This window comes from Mycobacterium sp. NGS62, assembly GCF_059812285.1.
In genome coordinates, this window is record NZ_JCALCK010000002.1 from 881,686 (window position 1) to 906,757 (window position 25,072).

The following is a 25,072-nucleotide window of genomic DNA, read 5'->3' on the forward strand; positions in this document are numbered from 1 at the left end:
TTTCACACTACGGTTCGGCGCGCCGGTGGATGCGCGGTCCGTGGCTCAGCCCGGGCCGTCGCTGGCGGCAGCCAGCAGCGGTACGACGACGTCGCTGATCGGTGTGGTCAGACCATGCGAGCGCGCCTTGCGGACGATCACCCCGTTGCGGATATCCCACTCCAGCGGCCGGTGGGCCTCCCGGTCGGCCAGCATCGAGGTCCCCATATCGGTCGGAGCGCGGCGGAATATCTCGACCAGCTCCTCGACCACGTCATCGCCGAGATCGGCGCCCTCGGCGCGAGCCACGGCAAGGCATTCAGCGAGGTAGCGACGACTCAATGCGGCAACGTCGTCGCGCCCGAACATGCCGGACCGCCGGCCGGTCAACACCATCAGCCCGGCGAGCGCATTCACCAGCAGCTTGCGCCAGGCCGCGGTGGTGAAATCCGGTTCGCAGTCCACCACACAGCCGGCCTCGCGCAACACCGTGGCAAGCCGGTCCGCGGCCGGGCCAGTGGGCAGCACCAGCCGCGGTTCGGTGCGTAGCCGCACCCACCCGTCCGGATCGGTCTCGGCGCTGTACCAGACGATGCCCGCCAGGACCGTTGACGACGGGCAAAGCGGCTGCACCTGCTCGACCTGCTCCACTCCGTTCTGCAGCACGGCCACGAGGGTGCGCTCATCGCACAAGCGGGCCAGCCAGCCGGCTGCGGCGCCGTTCTGCGTGGCTTTGATCGCGAGGATGACGATCTGGGCCGGGCCGCTGATCTCGCTCGGGTCGGTGTGCACCGGGCCCGGCACCACGATCGGGTCGGCGCCGTCGGGCCGCAGTTCGATGCGGTCACGCGGTGTTCGTCCGCACAGCAGCACGCGGTGACTGGCCGCATGCAGATACGCCGCGACCGTCGTGCCGACAGCACCGGGACCGACAAGGGCAATATCCATGGTTATCCCCGAAATTACCGGCTCTACACTGAGCAGTCGGTCCAACCCATTGCAGAGGAGTAGTTCGTGCTGCGCAGTCACGTCGCCGGTTCGTTGCGCGCCGCCGATGCCGGTCAGAAGGTGACGATGGCCGGTTGGGTGGCGCGCCGCCGCGACCACGGCGGGGTGATCTTCATCGACCTGCGCGACGCATCCGGCGTGTCCCAGGTGGTGTTCCGCGCGGCTGATGTGCTGGAGCAGGCGCACCGACTGCGCGCCGAATTCTGCATCGCCGTCGAGGGTGTGGTCGAGATTCGCCCGGAAGGCAACGCCAACCCGGACATCGCCACCGGCGAGATCGAAGTCAACGCGACGGCGCTGACCGTCCTGGGCGAGTGCGCGCCGCTGCCGTTTCAGCTCGACGAATCCGCCGGCGAGGAGACTCGGCTGAAGTACCGCTACCTCGACCTGCGCCGCGACGGACCCGGCGGGGCAATCCGGTTGCGCTCCAAGGTGAACGCCGCCGCGCGTGCGGTGCTGGCCGAACACGACTTCGTCGAGATCGAGACACCGACGATGACCCGCTCCACGCCGGAGGGCGCCCGCGACTTTCTGGTGCCGGCCCGGCTGCAGCCGGGCTCGTTCTATGCCCTGCCGCAAAGCCCGCAGCTGTTCAAGCAGCTGCTGATGGTCGCGGGCATGGAGCGCTACTACCAAATCGCCCGCTGCTACCGGGACGAGGATTTCCGCGCCGACCGCCAGCCGGAGTTCACCCAGCTCGACATGGAGATGAGCTTCGTGGACGCCGACGACGTGCTGGCGATCTCCGAACAGGTGCTCCGGGGGCTGTGGGCGCTGATCGGCTACGACCTGCCGTTGCCGTTGCCGCGAATCACCTACGCCGAGGCGATGCGGCGGTTCGGCTCCGACAAACCCGACCTGCGATTCGGGCTGGAGCTCGTCGAATGCGCAGAGTTCCTCAAAGACACCACATTTCGGGTATTCCAGGCCCCCTATGTCGGGGCGGTGGTGATGCCGGGCGGGGCGTCGCAGCCGCGACGCACGCTGGACGGCTGGCAGGACTGGGCCAAGCAGCGCGGGCACAAGGGGCTGGCCTATGTGCTGGTGGGCGAGGACGGTGCGCTGTCCGGCCCGGTGGCCAAGAACCTCTCCGACACCGAACGTGCCGGCCTGGCCGAGCATGTCGGCGCCGGACCCGGTGATTGCATCTTCTTCTCGGCGGGGCCGCCGAAGGCCTCGCGCGCACTGTTGGGCGCGGCCCGCATCGAGATCGCCAAGCGACTGGACCTGATCGACCCGGCCGCCTGGGCGCTGACGTGGGTGGTGGATTTCCCGCTGTTCGAGCCGGCCGACGAGGCCGCCGCCGCCGGCGAGGTTGCCGTCGGCGCCGGAGCCTGGACCGCGGTGCATCACGCGTTCACCGCGCCCAAGCCGGAATCGGAGGCCACCTTCGACACCGACCCGGGTAGCGCGCTGGCCGACGCCTACGACATCGTGTGCAACGGCCACGAAATCGGCGGCGGCTCGATTCGTATTCATCGCCGCGACATCCAGGAGCGGGTGTTCGCGATGATGGGTATCGACGCGGCGGAGGCGCAGGAGAAATTCGGATTCCTGTTGGACGCTTTCACCTTCGGGGCACCGCCGCACGGCGGCATCGCGTTCGGCTGGGACCGCATCACCGCGCTGCTGGCCGACATGGACTCCATCCGGGAAGTCATCGCGTTCCCGAAATCCGGCGGTGGTGTGGACCCCCTGACCGACGCGCCGGCGCCGATCACCGCGCAGCAGCGCAAGGAATCCGGAATCGATGCTCGCCCCGAGGACCGAGATCGACGCTAGAGCCGATTTCCGCGCTCATTTGAGCGCTAGCGTCGATCTGGGCGATACCCACGCCGTCGAAGCGCGGTGTAGACGCGGTTGATGACGTCGCCCGGCCTGTCTTCGGAAACCACCCGCACAGCGATCCAGCCGCGATCGCCGACCAGCTCGTGCCGGCGAATGTCCTTGACGTATTGCCTGCGATCGCCGCGATGTTGATCGCCGTCGTATTCGGCGGCGACCTTGAACTCCTCCCAACCCATGTCCAAAAGGGCCACCGGTCGGTAGCCGTCGAGGACGGGTATCTGGGTGGTCGGGGCGGGCAACCCGGCGTCGATCAACAGCAGTCGTAGCCAAGTTTCCTTGGGAGAAGCTGCACCACCATCGACGAGGGGAAGCGCGGCGCGCAGTTGCTGCAAACCCCGGGCGCCCCGATGGCGTTTGGCAAGCAACAGCACATCTTCGACCGAGTACGGGGTCGCTCGCATCAGCGCATCGAGTCGTGCGACCGCCTGGCCACGTGGTAGACGCCGGCCCAGATCGTAGGCAGTGCGCGCAGGCGTAGTGACGGGGAGCCGTACGACGTGGGTCGTTTCGTCGTCAGCCAGCATCTCGTTGCGTACTGCGAGGCCACGTTGCGGACGGGAATTCGGTGCGACCAACTCAATGGGAATGCTGGCGTCAACCCACCGTGCGCCGTGCAACGCCGATGCGGCAATCCCAGCGATAACCGCCCGTCGACGGGACCACAGCCACGCGCCAATGGTCCGGTCACGCAACGACGGCTCGCGGCCTCCGGCCACGTAGACGTCACGGAAAATGGCGCGATGCCGGCGGCGAAGGTCGGACTTGGTGAGTTCGCCGCGCGCCACCGCCTCGCTGCCGATGAAGACTTCGGCCATGGCGGCATGATGGCAGCCCGCACCGACACGTCGCCGAGATCGACGGTAGAGCCGATTTCCGCGCTCATTTGAGCGCTAACGTCGATTTCGGCGAAGCGGATAACGCGGGTCGGGCAAGCTGCCTACATGGACACCAACAACCTGGCTGCTCTCATCCCCTTCGCCGGGACCCTGGGCATCGACGTCGCCGAGGTAACCCCGCAGCGGGTGACAGCCACCATGGATTGGGCCGAGGACCGGTGCACCACGGGCGGAATCCTGCACGGGGGAGCGCTGATGGCGTTCGCTGACACGATCGGCGCACTATGCGCGGTGGCAAACCTTCCGCCGGGAGCCGGCACCGCCACAATTGAGTCGAAAACGAACCTATTCCGGGCCGTGCGCGCGGGCACCGTCACCGCTATTTGCGAGCCGCTGCACGTCGGGCGGACCACCATCGTCGCGCAGACCAACCTCACCGACGACCGCGGGAAATTGGTCGCCCAGGTCACCCAGACCCAGGCCGTGCTGACCGGATAGCCGGGCGGCTAATGCGGGATCGCTTTCGACCACAGTTTTCTCAGCGTGGTCCGGACCGGATGTCCCGACCGCAAAATGTTGACCACTTCCGTCGGAAACAGCGTTTGGTTGGGACCGCATTTGGGCCAGGCCTCGGGCCCTTGGGTCTTCAGCACCCGTTCGGCCACCGCGATCTGTTGCTCGCGCGAGGCGTCCGCCGGCGAGCCGACCCCGCCGTTGGCGTCCCACGTCGACTGCTTGAACTGCAGGCCCCCGTAGAAACCGTTCCCGGTATCAGCCGACCAGTCGCGTCCCGACTCGCATTCGGCCACGGCGTCCCAATTGACCGCGTCGGCATAAGCCACGCCGGTGGCCGGATCAATCACCAGCGAAATGGCGATGACGACGACTGCGCCTTTCATCAATGACTTGCACAACGTTTTCGAAATTGATGCTGCACCGTGATGCGCCATTAACGACATGTAACAAACCATAGTGAAAGCTGTCAACAGCTGAGGCTGAATTCGCTTAGCGAGATGCTTGTTGTTCTGGGGTTTAAACGGTAAATCGGTACAGATGTTGCCTCTGTTATTTCAGTGATAGCTGATGTTTGAGTTGCCGTATTTATATTCCTGTGATTGATGTTACTCGAGTGGTTAGAGTTGCAGATGTTGTCAGAGTTACATCAGTGACGAACGCAAGCTGGGTCTTCAGGCCCGTCGCAAACCCGCGGGGCCGTTAGTTCGGCTCGTTGAGGAATTCCTCGACCAGCCGTTTGGGTGCCTGCGTCAACCAAGCCTCGGTGAGCAGTTCGGCCAGCCCGAGCTCGTCGATCTCCGCCAGCCGAACCAGCACCGCCGGGTAGCCGTCGAAATGCGGAGTGGTGAAATACACGTTCGGCTCGTCGTCGATCAGCGCGAACTTGACGCCCTCGTCGGCTACCCGGATACCGAGGATGTCGCCGGCAGGAGGCTCAATACCCGACGCCGCCAATGCCTCTCGGTCGGAGGCACGTAGCGGCCGCTCCCAGGCGACCAGTTTCTTGCCCACCCGCCAATCGTGGGGTGACCGCTCCTCGGTGAGCGGGAGCTCGGCGACGATACCGGCGACGTCGTCCCAGGTGGCCACCCCATAATTGTGCGCCCGCAAGCTAATGTGCGGATCGTGTTGCACTTGCGGGTGATCGCCCCGCCGGAGTTGCGGGACGACCTGGTGGAGCTGCTCGAGCGCGAACCCGGCGTCGCGCACATCGCGCTGCACAAGCAAGCCGGCATCGACCCAGCCGGCGATCTGCTCACCGCCGACATCGCCCGGGAAGTGGCCAACGACGTCGTCGAGCGGCTCAAGGCGCTGGGGCTGGCCGATCGTGGAGCGATCACCATGGAGGCCATCGACACCGTGGTGTCCAAGGCCGCCTACCGGGCCGAGAAGAAAGCGCCGGGAGATCCCGCCGACGCGCTGGTCTGGGAGGAGCTCATCGGGCGGACCCGCGAGGAGTCCACGCTCAACCTCACGTTCCTGTTGTTTTTGTGCCTGGCCTGCCTGATCGCTGCGATCGGGGTGATCACCGACTCGACGGTGACAGTGGTCGGCGCGATGGTGGTCGGTCCGGAGTTCGGTCCGTTGGCGGCGCTCTCGGTGGCGCTGGTACGACGACGGATGGACCTGGCCCGGCGCGCGTCTACCGCGCTGGCCGTCGGATTTCCGGTGGCGATGGTGGTGACTGCGGTCGCCACGCTGGCCGGCGAGGCGGTCGGTTGGGTGGATCTGGGCAACCTGCGGGAGTTCAGGCACGTCGACTTCATCTTTCAGGTGGGCCCGTTGTCGGTGGTGGTCGCGCTACTGGCCGGCGCCGCCGGCATGCTGTCGTTGGTGTCGGCGAAGTCGGCGGCGCTGGTCGGAGTGTTCATCTCGGTCACCACGGTCCCGGCCGCCGGATTCGCGGTGGTGGCGGCCACCACCGGCGATTGGGATGTGGTCGCAAAATCGGTGGCGCAGTTGGCGATCAACCTGGTCTGCATCACGGTGGCCGGCGTACTGGTGCTGACCGTGCGGCGCGGCGGCACCGCAAGTCGGCTGCGGCGTTCCTAGGATCGCTCGGGTGACCGACCGCTACGGAACCGACGTTCTTGCCAATGACCCGCACAGATCACGACGAATCCGCTCGGTCGAGCTGCCGGTGGAGCTGGGCATGGTCGTCGAAGACGCGCAGACCGGCTACGTGGGCGCCGTGGTGCGTATCGAATACGGGCGCATGGACCTCGAGGACCGGAACGGCCGCCGCCAAGGCTTCCCGGTGGGCCCGGGTTACTTGATCGACGGCAAGCCGGTGATCCTGACCGCGCCGCGTCGCCACGCGCCCAAGGCCCCCGCGCGTACGGCGTCGGGTTCGGTGGCGGTTGCCGGCGCCCGCGCCCGGGTGGCGTCAGCCGGCCGGATCTACGTCGAGGGCCGCCACGACGCCGAGCTCGTCGAGCAGGTATGGGGTGACGACCTGCGGATCGAGGGCGTGGTGGTCGAGTATCTCGGCGGCGTCGATGACCTCGTCGGTGTCGTCGAGGAGTTCCGCCCCGGCCCGACGCGGCGGCTGGGCGTGCTGGTCGACCACCTGGTGCCCGGCTCCAAGGAGGCCCGGTTGGCCGAAGCCGTGCGCCGGGGACCCGGTGGCCCGCACACGCTGGTGGTCGGCCATCCCTTCGTCGACATCTGGCAGGCCGTCAAACCGAACCGGCTGGGCGTGTCCGAGTGGCCCGTCGTACCGCGCGGCATGGACTGGAAGCACGGCATCTGCCGGGCGCTGGGCTGGCCGCACGCCGGCCAAGCCGACATCGCCGCGGCGTGGCAGCGCATCCGTAGCCGGGTGCGGGACTGGCAGGATCTCGAGCCGGCGCTGATCGGCCGGGTCGAGGAGCTGATCGACTTCGTGACCCAGCCGCAGGTCAGCTGAGCGGCGCTACCTGCCCGCCGGAGAGGCGTCGATAGGTGTAGGTCTGGATGAGCGTCGCCAACGGGCCGGCTACCAGCAAACCCACGGCGCAAATCACCGTTCCGACCAGCAGCACCGCGTACTGCACCAGCCAGGACAGCAGTGCGCCGCCGACGTTGTTCTTGGCCGTGCCGATGCTGGCCTTCAACCCGCCGACAGGGGAGAGGGACCGGTCGACGACGAAGGCGACCGCGAACTGGGCGAGGAATCCGACGATGACGCCCGGGACGACGAGCAGCGCCAAACCGACCGCGGTCACAACACCGACCAGCAGAGCGGTGAGGATCATCGCGCCGAAGTTGCGCGGCTTGAAGAACGATCCGACGCTCACCGGCTTGCCGTCGGCGATGTCGAGGCAGCCGGACAGGAAAGCGGCCTGGATGAACATCGACAGCGCGAAAATGACGATGTAGCCGACGATCATGACGACGATCGAGGTGGCAGTCAGCGTTCCGGTGACCGAGGTGTCGTAGTACCCCTCGCCGCTGACGGTCACCGTGTCGGTATCGGCGGTGGCGAAGATCAGCGCCACCAGGACACCACCGAGCACCATCAGCAGCAAAACGTAGAGCAAGGTCGAAATGATCAGCGGGCCGGCGTTCTGGCTGAACTTGTTCCACGCCCAGTTGAACGCATCGCCGACGTCGAATCCCTGGCGCGGCGGCGGGTAGCCGCCCGGCTGCGGATAGCCGGGCGGGACGGGCGCGTAACCCGGCGGGTCGGTCGGGCTGCCGGGGTGTTCCGGGGGTCCGCTCATCTGCCGCTCCTAGCTGGTGGGCTGAAATATCGCGTCCGCCGAACGTAACAACAATTCGTGCTCATCGCCGGGAACGCGCCGTCGACGGCGACGTGGTATGCCTGAGTTCGTGTCCGACGGTCTGTTCGACGTCCCGGCGAGCCTCACCGAACCCGCTCACGACGGGTCGGCGGCTGCGCCGCTGGCGGTGCGCATGCGGCCGGCAACCCTCGACGAGGTGGTCGGTCAGGATCACCTGTTGCAATCCGGTTCGCCGCTGCGCCGACTGGTCGAGGGCTCGGGCGTGGCGTCGGCCATCCTCTACGGTCCGCCCGGTAGCGGGAAGACCACGCTGGCGGCGTTGATCTCGCAGGCCACCGGCCGACGGTTCGAGGCGCTCTCGGCGCTGTCGGCCGGCGTGAAGGAAGTCCGGGCGGTGATCGATCTGGCGCGCCGCGCCGCCGCGCACGGCGAGCAAACTGTGCTGTTCATCGACGAGGTGCACAGGTTCTCCAAGACGCAGCAGGATGCGCTGCTCTCGGCCGTGGAGAACCGGGTGGTGCTGCTGGTGGCTGCGACCACCGAGAACCCGTCGTTCTCGGTGGTGGCGCCGCTGCTGTCGCGGTCATTGATCCTGCAGCTGCGGCCACTTTCCACCGACGACATCCGCACTGTGGTGCAGCGCGCCATCGAGGACCCGCGCGGCCTGAACGGTCGCGTCCAAGCGGCCGCTGATGCGGTCGAGTTACTGGTGCGGCTGGCCGCCGGCGACGCCCGCCGCGCGCTGACGGCGCTGGAGGTGGCGGCCGAGGCGGGGGAGCAGGTCAGCGTCGAGACGATCGAGCAGTCCCTGGACGAGGCCGCTGTCCGCTACGACCGCGACGGCGACCAGCACTACGACGTCATCAGCGCGTTCATCAAGTCGGTGCGCGGCTCCGACGTCGATGCCGCGCTGCACTACCTGGCGCGGATGCTCGTCGCCGGTGAGGACCCGCGGTTCATCGCCCGCCGGCTGATGATCCTGGCCAGCGAGGACATCGGGATGGCAGACCCGGCCGCTCTGCAGACTGCCGTCGCCGCGGCGCAGACCGTCCAGCTGATAGGCATGCCCGAAGCCCAGTTGACGCTCGCGCATGCCACCGTGCACCTGGCCACCGCACCCAAGTCGAACGCGGTGACCACCGCGCTGGGCGCGGCGATGGCTGACATCAAGGCCGGCAAGGCCGGCCTGGTGCCGCCGCATCTGCGTGATGGCCACTATTCGGGTGCCGCGGCGCTGGGCAATGCCCAGGGCTACAAATACTCCCACGACCATCCGGATGGCGTTGTCGCGCAGCAGTATCCGCCGAACGAAATAGTCGGTTCGGACTATTACCGCCCGACCGCGCGCGGCGCTGAACGCGAAATCGCCGGCCGGCTGGAACGGCTGCGCGCGATCATCCGCGGCAAACGCGGCTAGCTGCTAGTCCGCCGCCAGCGAGCTGGCCAGCGAGCGGCCGGCGTCCAGCACATGGCGTTCGGCGATATCGCGGGCGCGCTCGGCATCGCCGTCGCCGAGGGCGGCGACCAGGGCCTGGTGGTCGTCCAGCGCGTGATGCTCGTGTTCGGGAAACACCGCCAGGAAGTTCGACGGCACCACTCGCACGGCCTGGCGGATCTGTGCCATCAGCCGCGGCGAGTGCGCCGCCCGGTGGATCTCGCGATGAAACCGCCAATTCGCGTCGACGATGCGGCCTTCCCCAGCGCGCGATTCCACGTCGGTAGCCAACTCGCGCAACCGCTCGATGCCCTCGGGGGTGACCCGCTGCGCCGCCCACGCCGCGGCCTGACCGGTTAACACGCCGAGAATGGTGAAGCTGTCGAGCACGTCGTCGGGGCGGATGCCGATTACCGTGACGCCGCTGCGCGGCGCTACCCGCACCAACCCGTCGTAGGACAACTCCAGCAGCGCCTCGCGCACCGGGGTCCGGCTGGTGGCGAACTCTTTGGTGATCGCGTCGAGGTCGAGCCGGGTGCCGGCGGGCAGCGTGCCGGTGAGGATGCGGTCGCGCAACTCCCGCGCCGCGCGCTCCCGCACGGTACCGGCGATATCGACGTCACTGCTGGTCATAGCGTGACTGTAGCCGAATCAGGCATCTAACACTTGAAATCTGATATATCAGATGTTAGACATCAGAACATGACCACCACACGACAGATGGCGCTCGTCGCCTTCATGCAGGCCGGCAACAGCTCGGTGTACGCGGGATCATGGCGCCACCCCGCCACCGAGCACCGCTACCTGGACGCCTCCTATTACGCCAAGATCGGTCGGCAACTCGAAGAGGGCTGCTTCGACCTGATGTTCTTCGACGACCGGCTGGCGATGCCGGGAATCTACGGCGGCTCGGTCGCCGACGCGGTGCGCTATGGCGCGCGGCCGGTGAAGCTGGACTTGTCCATCGTGCTCGGGGTGCTCGCCCAGGCGACATCACGCATCGGGTTGGGCGCGACCTGCTCGACCACTTACTACCCGCCGTTTCATGTGGCCCGCACGTTCGCCACCCTCGATCACCTGTCGGGCGGTCGCGCGGCCTGGAACGTAGTCACCTCGGTCAACGACAGCGAGGCCCAGAACTTCGGCGTCGACGCGCATCTGGGCCATGACGCGCGCTACGACCGCGCCGACGAGTTCCTCGACGCCGTGGTCGGCCTGTGGGACACCTGGGAGGACGACGCGGTGCTGCACGACCGGGCCGGCGGGCACTACGCCGACCCGGACAAGGTGCATGAGCTCGGCCACGTCGGCGAGTACTTCTCGGTGCGCGGGCCGCTGACCGTGCCACGCGGCCCGCAGGGGCGGCCGGTGATCATCCAGGCCGGTTCGTCGGGGCGGGGCCGTGAATTCGCTTCGCGCTGGGCGGATTTGATCTTCACCGGCGACCCGGGCCTCGAGGTGGCCCGCAGCCACTACGCCGACCAGAAGGAGCGGATCGCCGCCACCGGCCGCGACCCGGAGTCGGTCAAGCTGTGCCCGATGGCCTATGCGGTGGTCGGCGAGTCCGAGGATCACGCCAAGCACCGCGAACAGGTCTTCCTCAACGACCTGGTGCATCCGATGGCGTCGCTCACCCTGCTGTCCGAGCTGATGAACTACGACTTCTCCCGCCACGACCTCGACGACCCGATCACCGACGAGCTGATCGCATCGGTATCCGGTATCCGCGGGCTGGTGCAGAACCTGCGCACCCACATCGGCGGCGACACCGTCACGCTGCGCGACCTGGCCGGCCACCGCGCCACCCTGCTGCAGGGGCCCCGCTTCGTCGGCACCGGCACGCAGGTCGCCGACCAGATGGAGGAGTGGTTCCACACTGGTGCATGCGACGGATTCGTCTTGGCTGCAACGCATTTGCCCGGGGCGTTCGAAGACGTGGTGCGGATGGTGGTCCCCGAGTTGCAGCGCCGAGGCCTGTTTCGCACCGGCTATGACGGCGCGACCCTGCGCGACCACCTGGGTTTGCAGCGGCCGGCCTGCCTCAGCGCATGATGCTCGACGGCATCCGGGTGCTCGACGTCGCCACGCTCGCGGCCGCACCGCTGGTGGCCACCTACCTCGGTGAGTTCGGCGCCGACGTCGTCAAGGTCGAACAGCCGGGCGGCGGAGACCCGATCCGCGGCTGGGGACACCAGCGCGACGGGGTCGGGCTGATGTGGAAGTCGGTGTCGCGCAACAAGCGGTCGATCACTTGCGACCTGCGGGTTGCCGAGGGTCAAGCGCTGTTGCGTCGCCTGGCCGGGCAGGCCGACGTCGTGATCGCCAACACCCGGCCCTCGACATTGGCGAACTGGGGGTTGGACTACGCCGCGCTGCGCAAGGTCAACGACCGGATCATCATGCTGCACATCACTGGATATGGCCTGTCCGGCCCGAAAAGCGACCGGCCCGGCTTCGGCACACTCGGCGAGGCGATGAGCGGGTTCGCCAACATCACCGGCCAGGCCGACGGGCCGCCCACGCTGCCGCCATTCATGCTGGCCGACGGGGTGGCGTCACTGAACGCCGCCTACGCGGTAATGATGGCGCTGTATCACCGCGACGTACATGGGGCATCCGGCCAGTTGATCGATGTCAACCTGATCGATCCGCTGGCGCGGCTGTTGGAGCAGACGCTGCTGGGCTACGACCAACTCGGGCTGGTGCCCAGCCGGGCGGGCAACCGCTGGGACATCTCGGCGCCGCGCAACACCTACCGCACCGCCGATGGACGCTGGCTGGCGATGTCGGGCAGTTCACCGGCGTTGGCGCTGCGGGTGTTTCGGGCCATCGGGCGCGCTGACCTGGTCGACGACGCCGACTTCGCCGATCCGCAGCGGCGACTGGCGCGGGCCCACGAGGTCGACCAGGTGGTCGCCGACTGGGTGGCCGGCAAGACACTGACCGACGCCATGAAAATCCTGGACGCTGAAAACGTCGCCGCCGCACCGATTTACGACATCACCGACCTGGTCGCCGACGAGCAGCTGACCCACCGCGAAGTGTTCGTCGAAGTCGACGACGATCAACTGGGCGCCATGACCGTGCAGGCACCGGTGCCGCGGTTCTCCGCAGCACCCGGCCGCGTCGAGCACCTCGGTCCCCGACTCGGCGAGCACAACGCCGAGGTCTACGGCGAGCTGCTCGGCCTGACCACCACCGAAATCGACGACCTGCACGCCCGCGGCGTGCTGTGACCAAGGAGATCCACCGATGCTGTTGCGCCGCTCGGAGCTGGCCGTCCCCGCCAGCAACGACCACATGTTCGCCCACGCCGCCGCCTCCGGTGCCGACCTGGTGTTCCTCGATCTCGAGGACGCCGTCGCGCCGGCGCACAAAGAAACATCCCGCGCCAAAGCCATTGCGGCGCTGAGAGAATTAGACTGGGGACGCACCGTTCGAGCGATTCGCATCAACGGCCTGGACACCCCGTGGTGCCACGACGACATCATCGAGGTCGTCACCCAGGCGCGCGAGCACCTCGACACAATCATCGTCCCCAAAGCCCGCACCGCCCGCGACGTCTGGTGGGTCGACGTGCTGCTGACCCAGCTGGAAGCCAAGCTGGGGCTGCGGCGCCCGATCGCCCTCGAGGTGCTGATCGAGGAAGTCGAAGGCCTGGCCAACGCCGAGCAGATCGCGGCGGCCAGCCCCAGGCTGGACGCGTTGATCTTCGGGGTCGGCGACTTCTCGCTGTCCCAAGGAGCCAGGGTGGACACCAATTTCGTCCCGCTCGGCGACTACCCGGGCGATTTTTGGCACTACGCGCGCAACAAGGTGTTGGTCGCTGCCCGCATCGCCGGTATCGAAGCGATTGACGCGCCCTATCCCGACTACCACGACCTCGACGGGTATGAGCGCGACGCGCGGCGGGCCGGGCTGCTCGGCTACACCGGCAAGTGGGCGATTCACCCCAGCCAGGTCCCGGTCGCTAACCAGGTGTATGCGCCGACGCCGGCCGAGATCGAGCTCGCGGAGCGCAACGTCGCCGCCTATCGCGACGGCGAGGACAAGGGGCTGGGCGCGGTCGGCGTCAATGGGGTCCTGGTCGACGCCGCCCATGTCAAGATGGCGCAGGCGACGCTGGCGCGCGCCGCCCTGATCGACGGGAGGGGCAGCGGATGAAGACTTTCACCGACGACGAGATGAACTCGCTGCTGCCGGCCGCCAAGGCCTACAGCGTCGTCATCATCAAGCAGGGACCGAACTTCGCCGACGACGCGTCGCCGGCCATTATCTGGGAGCACGGGCGGCGCAACTTCGGGTTGCGCCACGACGGCGTGCTTGCGGTCGTGCTGCCGGTCACCGATGGTTCGCAGGTGTGCGGCGTCGGGGTCTTCACCGGCAGCGTCGACGAGACCATCGCGGTCATGGACGACGACCCCGGCGTGGCGGCCGGGGTGTTCAGCTACGAGGTGCACCCGTGCCGGGGATTCCCCGGCGACGCGCTGCCGTGAGGCTCAGCCCGGATCAGACCAGCTCGGGCACCCGCAGGTGGGCCAGCGCCAGCTCGAACTCACCGACGTCGTACTGGTCGGTGCCCAGGTCGCGAAGCCGGGAAGTGCGCAGTGAACGGGCCGCATCCCCGTTGCGCTCCATCGCCTCAACGCTGTCGAACGTCGACGACGACACCGCCCGCCAGGAGGCGCGGTCCAGCATCAGGCTGGCGCTGCAGAAACCCTCCAGTTCCTCGATCGCGGGCAGCACCGACTCCCGGTAGAACGCGATGGCCTTGTCGAATTGATCGGGCCGCACCTTGAGCCAGGTGGCCCGCACACAGGCGCCCGGACCGGAGTGGTGGTCGCGGTGCAGCACGGCGATCTCCCAGTCGTCGACGGTCGGGCTACCGCCGAACGCCTCGGCGGCCTGATCACGAACCGGCCGTACTCGCTCGGCGCTGGCCTGCATCGCCTGTTGGGTCTCCCAAGAACTGGTCGCGATGCAGCGACCGGCCTGACGATCGACCAACAACGACACACCGACACATCCGTCGATCTGCTGGAGTGTGGGCATGACCACATCACGAACGTGCGCGACGCCCGCGTCGATGGACGACGGCTGCGCCTCGATGGTGGTAGAGCGCGCGTACACGATCACCCTCCCTTTCTGGTCGAATCCGCTTGGCGGCAGCGCCCCGGTGGCGCCACCGGTCCAGTAACCACCTTCCTCCAACCGGATAAGCGTCGCAATGGTTTTGCGGCGGGTCGGGGGCTTGCGATTGGGAGGTAGCCGAGTGCGGCCCGTAGGCTGGTCAACGTGGACAGCGATGTGCTGGAGGTGGACACCAAGCGTCGCCGCGTCGTGGATTTGACCGAGGCGGTGCGCGCGTTTTGCGCTGCGCGCGCAGACGGGCTGTGCAACGTGTTCGTTCCGCACGCGACGGCCGGGGTGGCGATCATCGAGACCGGCGCCGGTTCCGACGACGACCTCGTCGACACGCTGGAGCGGTTGCTGCCCCGTGACGACCGCTACCGGCATGCGCACGGTTCACCGGGCCACGGCGCCGACCATGTGCTGCCGGCCCTGGTGGCGCCGTCGGTGACGGTGCCGGTAGCCGGTGGCGAACCGCTGCTGGGCACCTGGCAGAGCGTGGTCCTCGTCGACCTCAACCGGGATAACCCCAAGCGGTCGGTGCGGTTGAGTTTCGTCGGCGGATAGCCATCCGGGCGGGGCCGGTCGGCACGATCGCCGATCTGTGCAGGCCGGTAAGGTAATGCGGTCGATTTAATTACTAGGACAGCGACGGACACGTGCAGACACACGAGATCAGGAAACGGTTCCTCGATCATTTCGTGAAAGCGGGCCACACCGAGGTGCCCAGTGCTTCGGTGATCCTCGACGACCCCAACTTGCTGTTCGTCAACGCCGGCATGGTCCAGTTCGTGCCGTTCTTTTTGGGGCAGCGCACTCCGCCGTACCCGACGGCCACCAGCATCCAGAAGTGCATCCGCACGCCGGATATCGACGAGGTGGGCATCACGACCCGGCACAACACATTTTTTCAGATGGCCGGCAATTTCTCGTTCGGCGACTATTTCAAGCGTGGCGCCATCGAATTGGCCTGGAGTCTGCTGACCAACAGCGTCGCCGATGGTGGATATGGCCTGGATCCGGAAAGAATGTGGGCCACAGTCTATTTCGACGATGACGACGCCGCACAATTGTGGCAGGAGGTCGCCGGCCTGCCGGCCGAGCGGATCCAGCGCCGCGGGATGGCCGACAACTACTGGTCGATGGGCATTCCCGGGCCGTGCGGCCCGTCCTCGGAGATCTACTACGACCGGGGTTCGGAGTTCGGCGTCGAGGGCGGCCCAGCGGTCAACGAGGAACGCTACATCGAGATCTGGAATCTCGTGTTCATGGAAAACGAGCGCGGCGAAGGCACCACCAAGGAAGATTTCGAGATCCTCGGACCGTTGCCGCGCAAGAACATCGACACCGGCATGGGGGTCGAGCGGGTCGCGTTTCTGCTGCAGGGCGTGCACAACGTCTACGAAACCGACCTGCTGCGCCCGGTCATCGATGTCGTGGCCGCACGCGCACCTCGTCAATATGATGTCGGCAACGCTGACGACGATGTGCGTTACCGGATCATCGCCGACCACAGCCGCACCGCGGCGATCCTGATCGGCGACGGAGTCAGCCCCGGCAACGACGGCCGCGGCTACGTGCTGCGCCGGCTGCTGCGCCGGGTGATCCGCTCGGCCAAACTGCTGGGCATCGAGGACCCCATCGTCGGTGACCTGATGGCCACCGTCCGCGACGCGATGGGCCCGTCGTACCCAGAACTCGTCGCCGACTTCGACCGGATCAACCGGATCGCGGTGGCCGAGGAAACCGCGTTCAACCGCACGCTGGCGTCGGGATCCCGGCTGTTCGAGGAGGTGGCCGGCGCCACCAAAGCCTCGGGTGCCACGGTGCTGGCCGGACCGGATGCGTTCACCCTGCACGACACCTACGGATTTCCGATCGAGCTCACCCTCGAGATGGCCGCCGAAGCTGGGCTGCAGGTCGACGAAGCCGGCTTCCGGGAGTTGATGGCCGAGCAGCGCGGTCGCGCCAAAGCCGACGCCGCCGCGCGCAAACACGCACACGCCGACCTGAGCGCCTACCGCGAGTTGGTGGACGCCGGCCCCACCGAGTTCACCGGCTTCGACGAGTTGACCTCGGAGGCGCGGATTCTGGGTATCTTCGTCGACGGCAAACGGGTCCCGGTGATCGCGCATGGCCCAGAAGGGGCAGCAGGCGCCGTTGAACTGGTCCTGGACCGCACTCCGCTCTATGCCGAATCGGGCGGGCAGGTCGCCGATTCCGGGACGATCAGCGGCACCGGCGCCGGCGAGACCGCCCGCGCGACAGTGACCGACGTGCAAAAGGTCGCCAAAACCCTGTGGGTGCACCGCGTCAACGTGGAGTCCGGCGAATTCGTCGAGGGCGACACTGTCGTCGCGGCGGTAGACGCCGGTTGGCGCAAGGGTGCCACCCAGGGACACTCGGGCACCCACATGGTGCACGCCGCATTGCGACAAGTACTGGGACCCAACGCTGTTCAGGCCGGCTCGCTGAATCGGCCGGGCTATCTGCGGTTCGACTTCAATTGGCAGGGCGCGTTGACCGACGAGCAGCGCAGCCAAATCGAGGAAGTGACCAACCAGGCGGTGCAGGCCGATTTCGAAGTGCACACGTTCACCGAACAACTCGACAAGGCCAAGGCGATGGGCGCGCTGGCGCTGTTCGGCGAAAGCTACCCCGACGAGGTGCGGGTCGTGGAAATCGGTGGGCCATTCTCGCTGGAACTCTGCGGCGGGACGCACGTGCACAATTCGGCGCAGATCGGTCCGGTGACCATTCTGGGTGAATCCTCGGTGGGTTCCGGGGTGCGCCGGGTGGAGGCCTACGTCGGATTGGAATCGTTCAAGCACCTGGCCAAGGAACGCGCGCTGATGGCGGGGCTGGCGTCGTCGCTCAAGGTGCCCTCGGAGGAGGTGCCCGCCCGGGTGGCCAACCTGGTCGAGCGCCTCAAAGCCGCCGAGAAGGAGCTCGAACGTGCCCGGCTGGCGAATGCCCGCGCCGCTGCGGTGAACGCCGCAGCCGGCGCACAGCGCATCGGTAACGTGCGTGTGGTGGCGCAGCGGATGTCGGCGGGAATGACGGCCGGTGATTTGCGTTCGCTGGTCGGCGACATCCGCGGAAAACTCGGCAACGATCCCGCCGTCGTCGCGTTGATCGCCGAGGGCGACAGCGGCACGGTGCCGTATGCGGTCGCCGCCAACCCGGCCGCCCAGGACCTCGGGATCCACGCCGATGACCTGGTCAAGCAGCTGGCCGGAGCGGTCGCGGGGCGCGGCGGAGGCAAGCCGGATCTTGCCCAGGGCTCGGGCAAGGACCCGGCGGGCATCGACGCTGCACTCGACGCGCTGCGGGCGCAGATAGCGCGGGTCAGCTGAGTGGATACCACAGCGCACCGCCTGCCGGATCGGCCCGGCCGGGACGATCCCGGACGGGGCCGGCGGCTGGGTGTCGATGCCGGCAGTGTGCGCATCGGCGTGGCGTGCAGTGACCCGGACGGGATCCTGGCCACCCCGGTGGAGACCGTGCGTCGCGACCGGGGTGGCGGCCATCTGCGCCGGCTCGGTGAGCTGGTCGCCGAGCTCGACGCGGTCGAGGTGGTCGTCGGGCTGCCGCGCACCCTGGCCGACCGCACCGGCCCATCGGCGCGCGACGCGATCGAGTTGGCCGATCTGCTGGCCCGCCGGATCGCGCCCATTCCGGTGCGGCTGGCCGACGAGCGGCTGACGACGGTCGCCGCGCAGCGATCGCTGCGGGAGGCGGGCGTCCGGGCCAAGGGCCAGCGTGGAGTTATCGACCAGGCGGCGGCAGTGGCGATCTTGCAGGGGTGGCTCGACCAACGCCGCGTCTCCCCGCCAGGGGAGGTCGACGGTGCATGACGGCGCCGGACGCGGCCGGGCCCAGCCTCGTCGCGATCGCCAGCCCGGCGAAGCCGGGCGCAGCGGGTCGCGACCAGGACCTGTTGCGGTTGGGCCCGCTCGCCGCACGATGACGCGCGCCGAGCGGATCCGCGCCGAGCGCGGCCGCCGGCGTCGACGCATCGTCGGCGGATTTGCCGCGGTCCTGCTGATCGTCGTGGTCATCGCGGCCGTCTTCGTCGGTTCCAAGTTGTGGCACACCTTCGGTTCGTCGACCGACTACCGCGGCAGCGGCAAACAGGATGTGGTCATCCAGGTCCAGGCCGGCGACTCGACCACCGCGATCGGCGAGACTCTCCACGATCGCGGCGTGATCCGCACGGTCCGGGCGTTCATCGACGCCGCGCACGGCAATTCCGCCATCTCGGCCATTCAGCCCGGCTTCTACCGGATGCGCACCGAAATTCCCGCCTCGTCGGCGGTCGAAAGACTCACCGACCCCGACAGCCGGGTGGGCAGGCTGGTCATCCCCGAGGGCCGTCAACTCGACGACACCACCGACGTCAAGACCAACGCCGCGACGCCCGGCATTTTCACCCTGATCTCCCGGGCCACCTGTGTGGAACTCGACGGGGACCGGCATTGCGCGTCGGTGACCGACCTGCGGACCGCGGCCGCCGACACCCCGCCGTCGAAGCTGGGAGTGCCCGGGTGGGCCGTCGATCCGATGACGCAGATGGGCGCCGATCACCGTCGGATCGAAGGCTTGATCGCGCCCGGCACATTCAACGTCAACCCGTCGGCTTCCCCGCAGACGATTCTGTCGACGCTGATCAGTACCAGTGCGGTGAACTACGTCAAATCCGGGCTGCTCGATACCGCCAAGGCGATGAACCTGTCACCGCATGCCGTGCTGGTGGTGGCGTCGCTGGTGCAACGCGAGGCCACGCCGGAGGATTTCCCGAAGGTGGCTCAAGTCATCTACAACAGGCTCGCGGAGCATCGCACGCTGGAATTTGACTCGACGGTGAACTATCCGCTGGACCGCCGGGAAGTCGCCACCACCGACGCCGACCGCGCGCAGTCCACACCGTGGAACACCTACATGTCCGAGGGGCTGCCCGCGACGCCGATCTGTTCGCCCGGCACCGACGCCCTGTCGGCTGCCGAGCACCCCGAGCCCGGTGACTGGCTGTACTTCGTCACGATCGACGCGCAAGGCACCACCCTGTTCACCCGGGACTACCAGCAGCATCTGGCCAACATCGAGCTGGCCAAACACAACGGTGTCCTCGACTCCGCGCGATGAGCGTAGCCGCGCGCAGCGCGGCGGCGAAGAGCGCAATCAGACCCCGCGCGCTAGACGGGCGGGCGTCCTCGGCTCGCCGATCGCGCATTCGCGCTCGCCGCAGTTGCACTTGGCGGCCTATCGCGCGTTGGGCCTGCAGGACTGGACCTACGACCGCATCGAATGCGGCGCTGAAGAGCTGCCCGGCGTAGTCGGTGGTTTCGGGCCGGAGTGGGTTGGCGTCTCGGTGACGATGCCGGGAAAGTTCGCCGCACTGGCGTTCGCCGATGAGCGGACTCCGCGCGCCGAGCTGGTCGGCTCGGCCAACACGCTGGTGCGCACAGCGGACGGCTGGCGAGCTGACAACACCGACGTCGACGGCGTCATCGGCGCGCTCGGTACCGCGGTGGGGCACGCGGTGGTGTCCGGGTCCGGCGGCACCGCGCCCGCAGTGGTGGTGGCGTTGGCCGAGCTGGGAGTTGAGCGCATCACGGTCGTGGCGCGCAACCCCGACAAGGCAGCCCCACTGGTGCAGTTGGGCGCCCGGGCCGGGGTGGACACCCAGTTCAGCGAGTTAGGTGCTGAGGTGGCGGGAGCGGCCCTGCTGGTCAATACACTGCCGGCCGGGGTGGCCGCCCGGTACGCGTCGACGTTCGCTTCGGTGCCAGTGCTGTTGGACGCGATCTACGACCCGTGGCCGACGCCGCTGGCCGCCGCGGTGACCGCGGCCGGCGGGCGGGTGATCGGTGGCCTCCAGATGCTGTTGCACCAGGCGTTCGCGCAGGTCGAGCTATTCACAGGGCAACCCGCGCCCCGAGCGGCGATGACCGCGGCGTTGGGTTAGCCTCCCGCCGTGACGGCGGCGGTGGTGTTGTGGATGGTTGGCCTGACCGGCTACGACCTTGCCCGACGGCGGCTGCCCAACTGGTTGACGCTGCCCGGGTCTGTGGTGATCCTGTTGGCCGCCGTCATCGCCGATCGCGGTGTGCCGGCGTTGGCCGGCGGCTCGGCGCTGGCCGCCGTGTACCTGCTGGTGCATCTGGCGTCGCCGTCGGCGCTGGGCGGGGGAGATGTGAAGCTGGCGCTCGCATTGGGCGCGCTTACCGGCCGCTTCGGCGTCGAGGTGTGGTTATTGGCGGCGCTGGGCGCGCCGCTGTTGACCGCGGCGACGGGCGTGGTCGCCTTGCTTCGGGGCGTCCGTACCGTGCCGCATGGCCCGGCGATGTGCCTGGCCACCCTGGTGGCGGTGGGCTTAGCGGCGCTGTAGTCGTCGTACCTTCCTGGTAGGTAGGTCGACTATGGACAACGCCAGACCCAATTCAGGGACCGATCCAGCGGAACCTAGGCCGGTTGTCGTCGTAGGCGACGGCTCAAGGCCGCCGTTGACGCTGGGGCGTTGTCTCGCACAGTTGCTGCCGCAGCGGAAGAAAATCATCGGAAGTGAACAAAGCCCCGGCGACATGACCCGTAACGGTCAGGGGTCATCCGGGGCAGTGCACGACGAAGTCTACCGGCAATGACCGACACTGAGGAGCCTGGCACATGGTTGGAGGCCTGGCTGTCGAAGCCGCGGTTTGCGGTCTATCTGGCGGCTGTGGGTGCGGATCGACAACGAGCGCTCGAACTTTACGAATGGAACACCGCCTTGTCGGCTGTATTTCTGCATGATTTGGCGCACCTGGAAGTGGCGTTGCGCAACGCTTACGACGCCGCGATCACGGCTAGCACAACGGCGGGGCTGCCGCATTGGACGACCGACCCATACCGGCTGTTTCCGGTTCGGTGGCGAGCAGCGCGTGATGGCACCCGAATTGATGCGAACCGTGCTCCGCGCGAGCAAATAGAGCGAGCCGTACGGGGTCCTGGTGCGCCACCCGGCAAGGTAATCGCCGAATTGACGTTTGGGTTCTGGCGCTACCTGTCCACAACGGCGCACCACCATCCGCTGTGGATTCCACATCTACACAAGGCTTTCCGACCTGGCACCAGCCGGCGAGCGGTGGACGATCCGGTCGGTCGACTGCATCAGCTCCGCAACCGGATCGCACACCATGAACCGCTACTGCGGCGCGAGCCGGGGCAAGGTGTACTGAGCCTGACGACCCACCATCTGCTCGACCGGCTTGCGGATCTGTTAATGGTTGCCTACCTGATTTCGCCCGAGCTGCGCGACTACATCGCGGCGGCGAGCAGTGTGCGGGACAAGCTGAGTGACCTTCCGCTGTAAATTACTGACAATACGAAGGCCCGGAGCTCCCGAGTGTCTCGACAACGCGCGTTCGCGGGGCAGTGATTGATGATCGTCTCTGGCGCCGGTCGCTTAGCTCGGCGCGGCTTGGGCGGTTACGACCAGGTCAAGCGCACTGAGAACACCTGGGTTGGCCGCACACACTGCTGGGATTGCGTTCACCACCCGGGCGGCGGTAGCAGTTGAGCCGGGCAACTCGCCGCCATTGAGCGCGAAGTCGAGCTGAACCGGGGGATCGCCTTCGACGGAAATTCGGGTGAGCCGTCTAGTCGGGCTACCAGGCGCAATCGCCGGCTGCCAGTCTTCGACCGCCTCATCGGGCATCGACCAGATCGATGAATAACGCAACCGCTGCTGACCATCGACGATGCCGTCGAAGCGCATCCGCACACTGGCGATCGTGCCGGCCGGGATCTCACCGGCGTCGAAGCGGTAATGACGGTCGGCAATCGCGATATCCCGGTTCTCGTGGACTTCGTCAAGCCGCAAGCCCAGTCCTTGGGCCAGGAGTCGTAGGGGCGGGGTGACCGTCGCGATCATTGATCCAGGCGGATACATCTGCGCGTCCTGTTCAGCCGTTCGACCGAAGCCCAGCATGGCGAAGAAACCGGGCACCCGATAAGCCCCGCACGGAATACGTTCCTCGACAGAGACCTTTGCGGGCAGTTCACACATACTCGCCGCGTGCACGGCAAGGATGTCGGTGGCGAAGCCCGGCGCGATACCGGTTGCCAGCAGGGAGCTGTTCCCTTGCCGGCATGCCGCTTCCAGCTTTTCTCTTACGGCGTCGTCAAGAGAGGCTGGGTGAAATAACGCGTGATATGACGGTGTCACGACATTTTTTCCGCTGGCGAGGATTGCGGATATCTGGTCGGCTATCTCCCTAGCTTCGCGGCCGGATACAGCTGCGAAGTAGCTAACGCAGTCGGCGTCGAGCGCAAGCAGATCATCAAGGCTGTCAGTGGCCACCACACCAACGGCGGCCTCGTCGACCAGTTCGCCGGAGTCTCTGCCGGCCTTGTCGTGGCTGTGAACGAGTTGGCCGACCAGCTTGAAACGTGGCGACCTAAGGATTTGTCGGAGCGCGATGGAGCCGGTGTAACCGGTGCCGACATGTGCTATCCGATACTGCTGTCCCATATCGAGTGCGCTCCTCACTCGCGGTTGCTGAGCGTCAGGGACGCTACGCTGGCCGGACTGCGCTCAGGCGTGTTTCGGCTGGGAAGGTATTGCCTAGACCGCATCGCCCGCCGAACGTGAAGCCGTTGCGAGATTCGGGCGCATTTTTCGCAACAGCTTCACGTTGGGCGTTCGCGCCGGCTTTTGGGTGGCGAGAACCCGGCGTGGGAGGATGGGACACGTGTTGCGTTGGACCACTGCTGGTGAATCCCACGGCCGTGCGCTGGTGGCCGTGGTGGAGGGCATGGTCGCCGGGGTCACCGTCACCTCCGAGGACATCGCCGACCAACTGGCCCGACGGCGCCTGGGCTACGGCCGCGGCGCGCGGATGAAGTTCGAACGCGACCAGGTCACCGTGCTGGCCGGGGTCCGGCACGGCAGCACATTGGGCGGGCCGATCGCCGTCGAGATCGCCAACACCGAATGGCCCAAGTGGGAAGAGGTGATGGCCGCCGACCCGGTCGACGCGGCGGCGCTCGAGGTTGCCCGCAACGCGCCGCTGACTCGGCCGCGGCCCGGCCACGCCGACTATGCCGGCATGCTCAAGTACGGCTTCGACGACGCCCGCCCGGTGCTGGAGCGCGCCAGCGCCCGCGAGACCGCCGCCCGCGTCGCCGCCGGCACCATCGCCCGGCTGTTCTTGCGCCAGGCCCTCGGCGTCGAAGTGCTCTCCCACGTGGTGTCCATCGGCGCGTCGGAGCCCTACGACGGCCCGCCGCCGCAGCCCGAAGACCTCGCAGCGATCGACGCCAGCCCGGTGCGGGCCTACGACAAGGCGGCGGAGGAAGCCATGATCACCGAGATCGAAGCCGCCAAAAAGGACGGCGACACCCTCGGCGGCGTGGTGGAGGCCGTGGCGGTGGGCCTGCCGGTCGGGCTTGGATCGTTCACCAGCGGCGACAACCGGCTCGACAGCCAACTTGCGGCCGCGGTCATGGGCATCCAGGCGATCAAGGGCGTGGGGATCGGGGACGGGTTTGAAACCGCCCGCCGCCGCGGCAGCCGTGCCCACGACGAGATGTATCCCGGTCCCGACGGGATCGTCCGCTCGACCAACCGGGCCGGCGGGCTGGAAGGCGGGATGACCAACGGCCAGCCGCTGCGGGTGCGCGCGGCGATGAAGCCGATTTCCACCGTGCCGCGGGCACTGGCCACCGTCGACATGGCCACCGGTGACGAGGCCGTCGCCATACACCAGCGCTCCGATGTGTGCGCGGTGCCGGCCGCCGGCGTGGTGGTCGAGACCATGGTGGCGCTGGTGTTGGCCCGTGCGGTGCTGGAGAAGTTCGGCGGCGATTCCCTGACCGAAACCCGCCGCAACATCGACGCTTACCTGCGCACTGTCGCCGAGCGGCAACCCGCCGCCGAAGCTCGGGTGTCGGGATAATGGCGCCGCGGGCCGTGCTGGTGGGCTTGCCCGGATCGGGCAAGTCCACCATCGGACGACGGCTGGCCAGAGCGCTCGGGGTCGAGTTGCTCGACACCGACGCCGCGATCGAGCAGCAGACCGGGCGCAGCATCGCCGATATCTTCGCCACCGACGGCGAGCAGGAATTCCGTCGGATCGAGGAGCGGGTCATCCGTCAGGCGCTGGCCGATCACGACGGGGTGCTGTCGCTCGGCGGCGGCGCGGTCACCACCCCGGGGGTCCGCGAGGCGCTGGCCGGCCACACGGTGGTGTTCCTGGAGATCACCGCCGCCGAAGGGGTGCGACGCACCGGCGGCAATACCGTGCGCCCGTTGCTGGCCGCGAAAGACGAGGCCGAGAAGTGCTCGAAATTCAAAGCGCTGATGTCGCAGCGGATTCCGCTGTACCGGCGCGTCGCCACCATCCGGGTGAACACCAATCGCCGCAATCCCGGCGCTGTCGTCAACTACATCGTGTCGCGGCTCGAAGACCCGGGTACGGCGGGTCGCGGTCGCCGTCGCGCGCCGTGGCGGCGCACGGCGCCGTCCGCGCTGGACGACAGCCCCGACACGGCAGCCCAAAAGCCGGCGTCGCCACCGACTCCGGCCACCCCCGCCGCGCTGGCCGCCCGCCGCG

25 protein-coding genes and 1 pseudogene are annotated in these 25,072 nt (G+C 67.7%); 18 read left to right on the forward strand and 8 right to left on the reverse strand.

All coding sequences use genetic code 11. The features are described 5' to 3' along the window. Positions 1–45 precede the first annotated feature (45 nt). A complete protein-coding gene (locus AC5Y49_RS09160) occupies positions 46–927 on the reverse strand; it encodes an oxidoreductase (RefSeq protein WP_499886153.1) in 882 nt (293 codons plus the stop codon). Positions 928–993: 66 nt separating this feature from the next. Between AC5Y49_RS09160 and aspS the strand changes: the two genes are divergently transcribed. Beyond that, entirely contained in the window at positions 994–2,769 is a 1,776-nt protein-coding gene (gene aspS / locus AC5Y49_RS09165; protein ID WP_499886155.1) for an aspartate--tRNA ligase, read from the forward strand. A 26-nt stretch (positions 2,770–2,795) separates the two neighbouring features. Here the strand turns inward: aspS and AC5Y49_RS09170 are convergent, their stop codons facing one another. Beyond that, positions 2,796–3,650, reverse strand: coding sequence for a type IV toxin-antitoxin system AbiEi family antitoxin (locus tag AC5Y49_RS09170; RefSeq protein ID WP_499886157.1), 855 nt, complete (start codon positions 3,648–3,650; stop codon positions 2,796–2,798). Between the two features lie 126 nt (positions 3,651–3,776). Here AC5Y49_RS09170 and AC5Y49_RS09175 point away from each other — a divergent pair, with 126 nt between their 5' ends. Further along, positions 3,777–4,169 (forward strand): PaaI family thioesterase, encoded by a 393-nt coding sequence (locus tag AC5Y49_RS09175; RefSeq protein ID WP_499886159.1) that lies wholly within the window; start codon positions 3,777–3,779, stop codon positions 4,167–4,169. A gap of 8 nt (positions 4,170–4,177) precedes the next feature. On the opposite strand, the gene AC5Y49_RS09180 is transcribed toward AC5Y49_RS09175, so the two are convergent. Both AC5Y49_RS09180 and AC5Y49_RS09185 read right to left on the reverse strand, forming a co-directional pair. After that, positions 4,178–4,570 (reverse strand): transglycosylase family protein, encoded by a 393-nt coding sequence (locus AC5Y49_RS09180; protein WP_499886161.1) that lies wholly within the window; start codon positions 4,568–4,570, stop codon positions 4,178–4,180. 316 nt (positions 4,571–4,886) lie between these two features. Continuing rightward, positions 4,887–5,276 (reverse strand): MmcQ/YjbR family DNA-binding protein, encoded by a 390-nt coding sequence (locus AC5Y49_RS09185; protein ID WP_499886164.1) that lies wholly within the window; start codon positions 5,274–5,276, stop codon positions 4,887–4,889. A 36-nt stretch (positions 5,277–5,312) separates the two neighbouring features. Here AC5Y49_RS09185 and AC5Y49_RS09190 point away from each other — a divergent pair, with 36 nt between their 5' ends. Continuing rightward, positions 5,313–6,239 (forward strand): TIGR00341 family protein, encoded by a 927-nt coding sequence (locus AC5Y49_RS09190; protein ID WP_499886168.1) that lies wholly within the window; start codon positions 5,313–5,315, stop codon positions 6,237–6,239. Between the two features lie 10 nt (positions 6,240–6,249). After that, positions 6,250–7,095, forward strand: a complete 846-nt coding sequence (locus AC5Y49_RS09195) for a DUF3097 domain-containing protein (protein ID WP_499886170.1) — start codon at positions 6,250–6,252, stop codon at positions 7,093–7,095. On the opposite strand, the gene AC5Y49_RS09200 is transcribed toward AC5Y49_RS09195, so the two are convergent. After that, on the reverse strand, positions 7,088–7,891 hold the full coding sequence (locus AC5Y49_RS09200; protein WP_499886172.1) for a hypothetical protein: 804 nt from the start codon (positions 7,889–7,891) through the stop codon (positions 7,088–7,090). The genes AC5Y49_RS09195 and AC5Y49_RS09200 overlap by 8 nt on opposite strands. 97 nt (positions 7,892–7,988) lie before the next feature. Here AC5Y49_RS09200 and AC5Y49_RS09205 point away from each other — a divergent pair, with 97 nt between their 5' ends. Then, a complete protein-coding gene (locus AC5Y49_RS09205; protein ID WP_499886174.1) occupies positions 7,989–9,329 on the forward strand; it encodes a replication-associated recombination protein A in 1,341 nt (446 codons plus the stop codon). Between the two features lie 3 nt (positions 9,330–9,332). On the opposite strand, the gene AC5Y49_RS09210 is transcribed toward AC5Y49_RS09205, so the two are convergent. After that, positions 9,333–9,980, reverse strand: coding sequence for a GntR family transcriptional regulator (locus AC5Y49_RS09210; RefSeq protein WP_499886176.1), 648 nt, complete (start codon positions 9,978–9,980; stop codon positions 9,333–9,335). A gap of 69 nt (positions 9,981–10,049) precedes the next feature. On the opposite strand from AC5Y49_RS09210, the gene AC5Y49_RS09215 reads away from it, so the two are divergent. From AC5Y49_RS09215 to AC5Y49_RS09230, 4 genes are read left to right on the forward strand one after another with little or no spacing between them, the layout of a single operon-like run. Next, positions 10,050–11,399, forward strand: a complete 1,350-nt coding sequence (locus AC5Y49_RS09215; protein WP_499886178.1) for an LLM class flavin-dependent oxidoreductase — start codon at positions 10,050–10,052, stop codon at positions 11,397–11,399. After that, a complete protein-coding gene (locus AC5Y49_RS09220; protein WP_499886365.1) occupies positions 11,399–12,583 on the forward strand; it encodes a CaiB/BaiF CoA transferase family protein in 1,185 nt (394 codons plus the stop codon). The genes AC5Y49_RS09215 and AC5Y49_RS09220 overlap by 1 nt, the downstream gene beginning before the upstream one ends. Before the next feature lie 16 nt (positions 12,584–12,599). Continuing rightward, the gene (locus tag AC5Y49_RS09225; protein WP_499886179.1) at positions 12,600–13,511 is read left to right on the forward strand and encodes an HpcH/HpaI aldolase/citrate lyase family protein; all 912 of its coding nucleotides are present in this window, start codon (positions 12,600–12,602) and stop codon (positions 13,509–13,511) included. Beyond that, positions 13,508–13,843, forward strand: coding sequence for a hypothetical protein (locus tag AC5Y49_RS09230; protein WP_499886181.1), 336 nt, complete (start codon positions 13,508–13,510; stop codon positions 13,841–13,843). Before AC5Y49_RS09225 ends, AC5Y49_RS09230 begins: the two co-directional genes overlap by 4 nt. A 13-nt stretch (positions 13,844–13,856) precedes the next feature. Here AC5Y49_RS09230 and AC5Y49_RS09235 read toward each other — a convergent pair whose 3' ends face one another. Then, a complete protein-coding gene (locus AC5Y49_RS09235) occupies positions 13,857–14,477 on the reverse strand; it encodes an antibiotic biosynthesis monooxygenase (protein WP_499886367.1) in 621 nt (206 codons plus the stop codon). 177 nt (positions 14,478–14,654) lie between these two features. Here AC5Y49_RS09235 and AC5Y49_RS09240 point away from each other — a divergent pair, with 177 nt between their 5' ends. From AC5Y49_RS09240 to AC5Y49_RS09270, 7 genes are all read left to right on the forward strand, one after another. Continuing rightward, the gene (locus AC5Y49_RS09240) at positions 14,655–15,044 is read left to right on the forward strand and encodes a secondary thiamine-phosphate synthase enzyme YjbQ (RefSeq protein ID WP_499886369.1); all 390 of its coding nucleotides are present in this window, start codon (positions 14,655–14,657) and stop codon (positions 15,042–15,044) included. Between the two features lie 92 nt (positions 15,045–15,136). Continuing rightward, positions 15,137–17,833: an alanine--tRNA ligase gene (gene alaS / locus AC5Y49_RS09245; protein WP_499886183.1), complete on the forward strand. Its 2,697-nt coding sequence runs from the start codon at positions 15,137–15,139 to the stop codon at positions 17,831–17,833. Beyond that, complete coding sequence (gene ruvX / locus AC5Y49_RS09250; RefSeq protein ID WP_499886185.1) at positions 17,834–18,334, forward strand: Holliday junction resolvase RuvX; 501 nt, start codon at positions 17,834–17,836, stop codon at positions 18,332–18,334. A gap of 109 nt (positions 18,335–18,443) precedes the next feature. Further along, positions 18,444–19,622, forward strand: coding sequence for an endolytic transglycosylase MltG (locus AC5Y49_RS09255; RefSeq protein WP_499886186.1), 1,179 nt, complete (start codon positions 18,444–18,446; stop codon positions 19,620–19,622). Continuing rightward, the gene (locus AC5Y49_RS09260; RefSeq protein ID WP_499886187.1) at positions 19,600–20,445 is read left to right on the forward strand and encodes a shikimate dehydrogenase; all 846 of its coding nucleotides are present in this window, start codon (positions 19,600–19,602) and stop codon (positions 20,443–20,445) included. The genes AC5Y49_RS09255 and AC5Y49_RS09260 overlap by 23 nt, the downstream gene beginning before the upstream one ends. A gap of 33 nt (positions 20,446–20,478) precedes the next feature. Beyond that, positions 20,479–20,868, forward strand: a complete 390-nt coding sequence (locus AC5Y49_RS09265; RefSeq protein WP_499886371.1) for a prepilin peptidase — start codon at positions 20,479–20,481, stop codon at positions 20,866–20,868. A 249-nt stretch (positions 20,869–21,117) separates the two neighbouring features. Beyond that, positions 21,118–21,828, forward strand: a complete 711-nt coding sequence (locus AC5Y49_RS09270; protein WP_499886188.1) for an Abi family protein — start codon at positions 21,118–21,120, stop codon at positions 21,826–21,828. Positions 21,829–21,921: 93 nt separating this feature from the next. On the opposite strand, the gene AC5Y49_RS09275 is transcribed toward AC5Y49_RS09270, so the two are convergent. Then, positions 21,922–22,989, reverse strand: a complete 1,068-nt coding sequence (locus AC5Y49_RS09275) for a hypothetical protein (protein ID WP_499886189.1) — start codon at positions 22,987–22,989, stop codon at positions 21,922–21,924. A 220-nt stretch (positions 22,990–23,209) separates the two neighbouring features. Between AC5Y49_RS09275 and aroC the strand changes: the two genes are divergently transcribed. Together aroC and AC5Y49_RS09285 are read left to right on the forward strand one after the other, a co-directional pair. Beyond that, positions 23,210–24,415 carry a chorismate synthase gene (gene aroC, locus AC5Y49_RS09280; RefSeq protein WP_499886190.1) on the forward strand — a complete coding sequence of 402 codons (1,206 nt, stop codon included), beginning with the start codon at positions 23,210–23,212 and terminating at the stop codon, positions 24,413–24,415. Then, positions 24,415–24,930: pseudogene (locus AC5Y49_RS09285) on the forward strand (shikimate kinase); the annotation flags it as partial. The gene aroC and the pseudogene AC5Y49_RS09285, both read left to right, overlap by 1 nt. Positions 24,931–25,072 lie beyond the last annotated feature (142 nt).

Excerpts from the sequence above, each read along its gene's own strand:
- AC5Y49_RS09160 (WP_499886153.1), bottom strand. The coding sequence starts at position 927 with ATGGATATTGCCCTTGTCGGTCCCGGTGCTGTCGGCACGACGGTCGCG.
- AC5Y49_RS09170 (WP_499886157.1), bottom strand. The coding sequence starts at position 3,650 with ATGGCCGAAGTCTTCATCGGCAGCGAGGCGGTGGCGCGCGGCGAACTC.
- AC5Y49_RS09175 (WP_499886159.1), top strand. The coding sequence starts at position 3,777 with ATGGACACCAACAACCTGGCTGCTCTCATCCCCTTCGCCGGGACCCTG.
- AC5Y49_RS09180 (WP_499886161.1), bottom strand. The coding sequence starts at position 4,570 with ATGAAAGGCGCAGTCGTCGTCATCGCCATTTCGCTGGTGATTGATCCG.
- AC5Y49_RS09200 (WP_499886172.1), bottom strand. The coding sequence starts at position 7,891 with ATGAGCGGACCCCCGGAACACCCCGGCAGCCCGACCGACCCGCCGGGT.
- AC5Y49_RS09205 (WP_499886174.1), top strand. The coding sequence starts at position 7,989 with ATGCCTGAGTTCGTGTCCGACGGTCTGTTCGACGTCCCGGCGAGCCTC.
- AC5Y49_RS09210 (WP_499886176.1), bottom strand. The coding sequence starts at position 9,980 with ATGACCAGCAGTGACGTCGATATCGCCGGTACCGTGCGGGAGCGCGCG.
- AC5Y49_RS09215 (WP_499886178.1), top strand. The coding sequence starts at position 10,050 with ATGACCACCACACGACAGATGGCGCTCGTCGCCTTCATGCAGGCCGGC.
- AC5Y49_RS09220 (WP_499886365.1), top strand. The coding sequence starts at position 11,399 with ATGCTCGACGGCATCCGGGTGCTCGACGTCGCCACGCTCGCGGCCGCA.
- AC5Y49_RS09225 (WP_499886179.1), top strand. The coding sequence starts at position 12,600 with ATGCTGTTGCGCCGCTCGGAGCTGGCCGTCCCCGCCAGCAACGACCAC.
- AC5Y49_RS09230 (WP_499886181.1), top strand. The coding sequence starts at position 13,508 with ATGAAGACTTTCACCGACGACGAGATGAACTCGCTGCTGCCGGCCGCC.
- AC5Y49_RS09255 (WP_499886186.1), top strand. The coding sequence starts at position 18,444 with ATGACGCGCGCCGAGCGGATCCGCGCCGAGCGCGGCCGCCGGCGTCGA.
- AC5Y49_RS09265 (WP_499886371.1), top strand. The coding sequence starts at position 20,479 with ATGGTTGGCCTGACCGGCTACGACCTTGCCCGACGGCGGCTGCCCAAC.
- AC5Y49_RS09270 (WP_499886188.1), top strand. The coding sequence starts at position 21,118 with ATGACCGACACTGAGGAGCCTGGCACATGGTTGGAGGCCTGGCTGTCG.
- AC5Y49_RS09275 (WP_499886189.1), bottom strand. The coding sequence starts at position 22,989 with ATGGGACAGCAGTATCGGATAGCACATGTCGGCACCGGTTACACCGGC.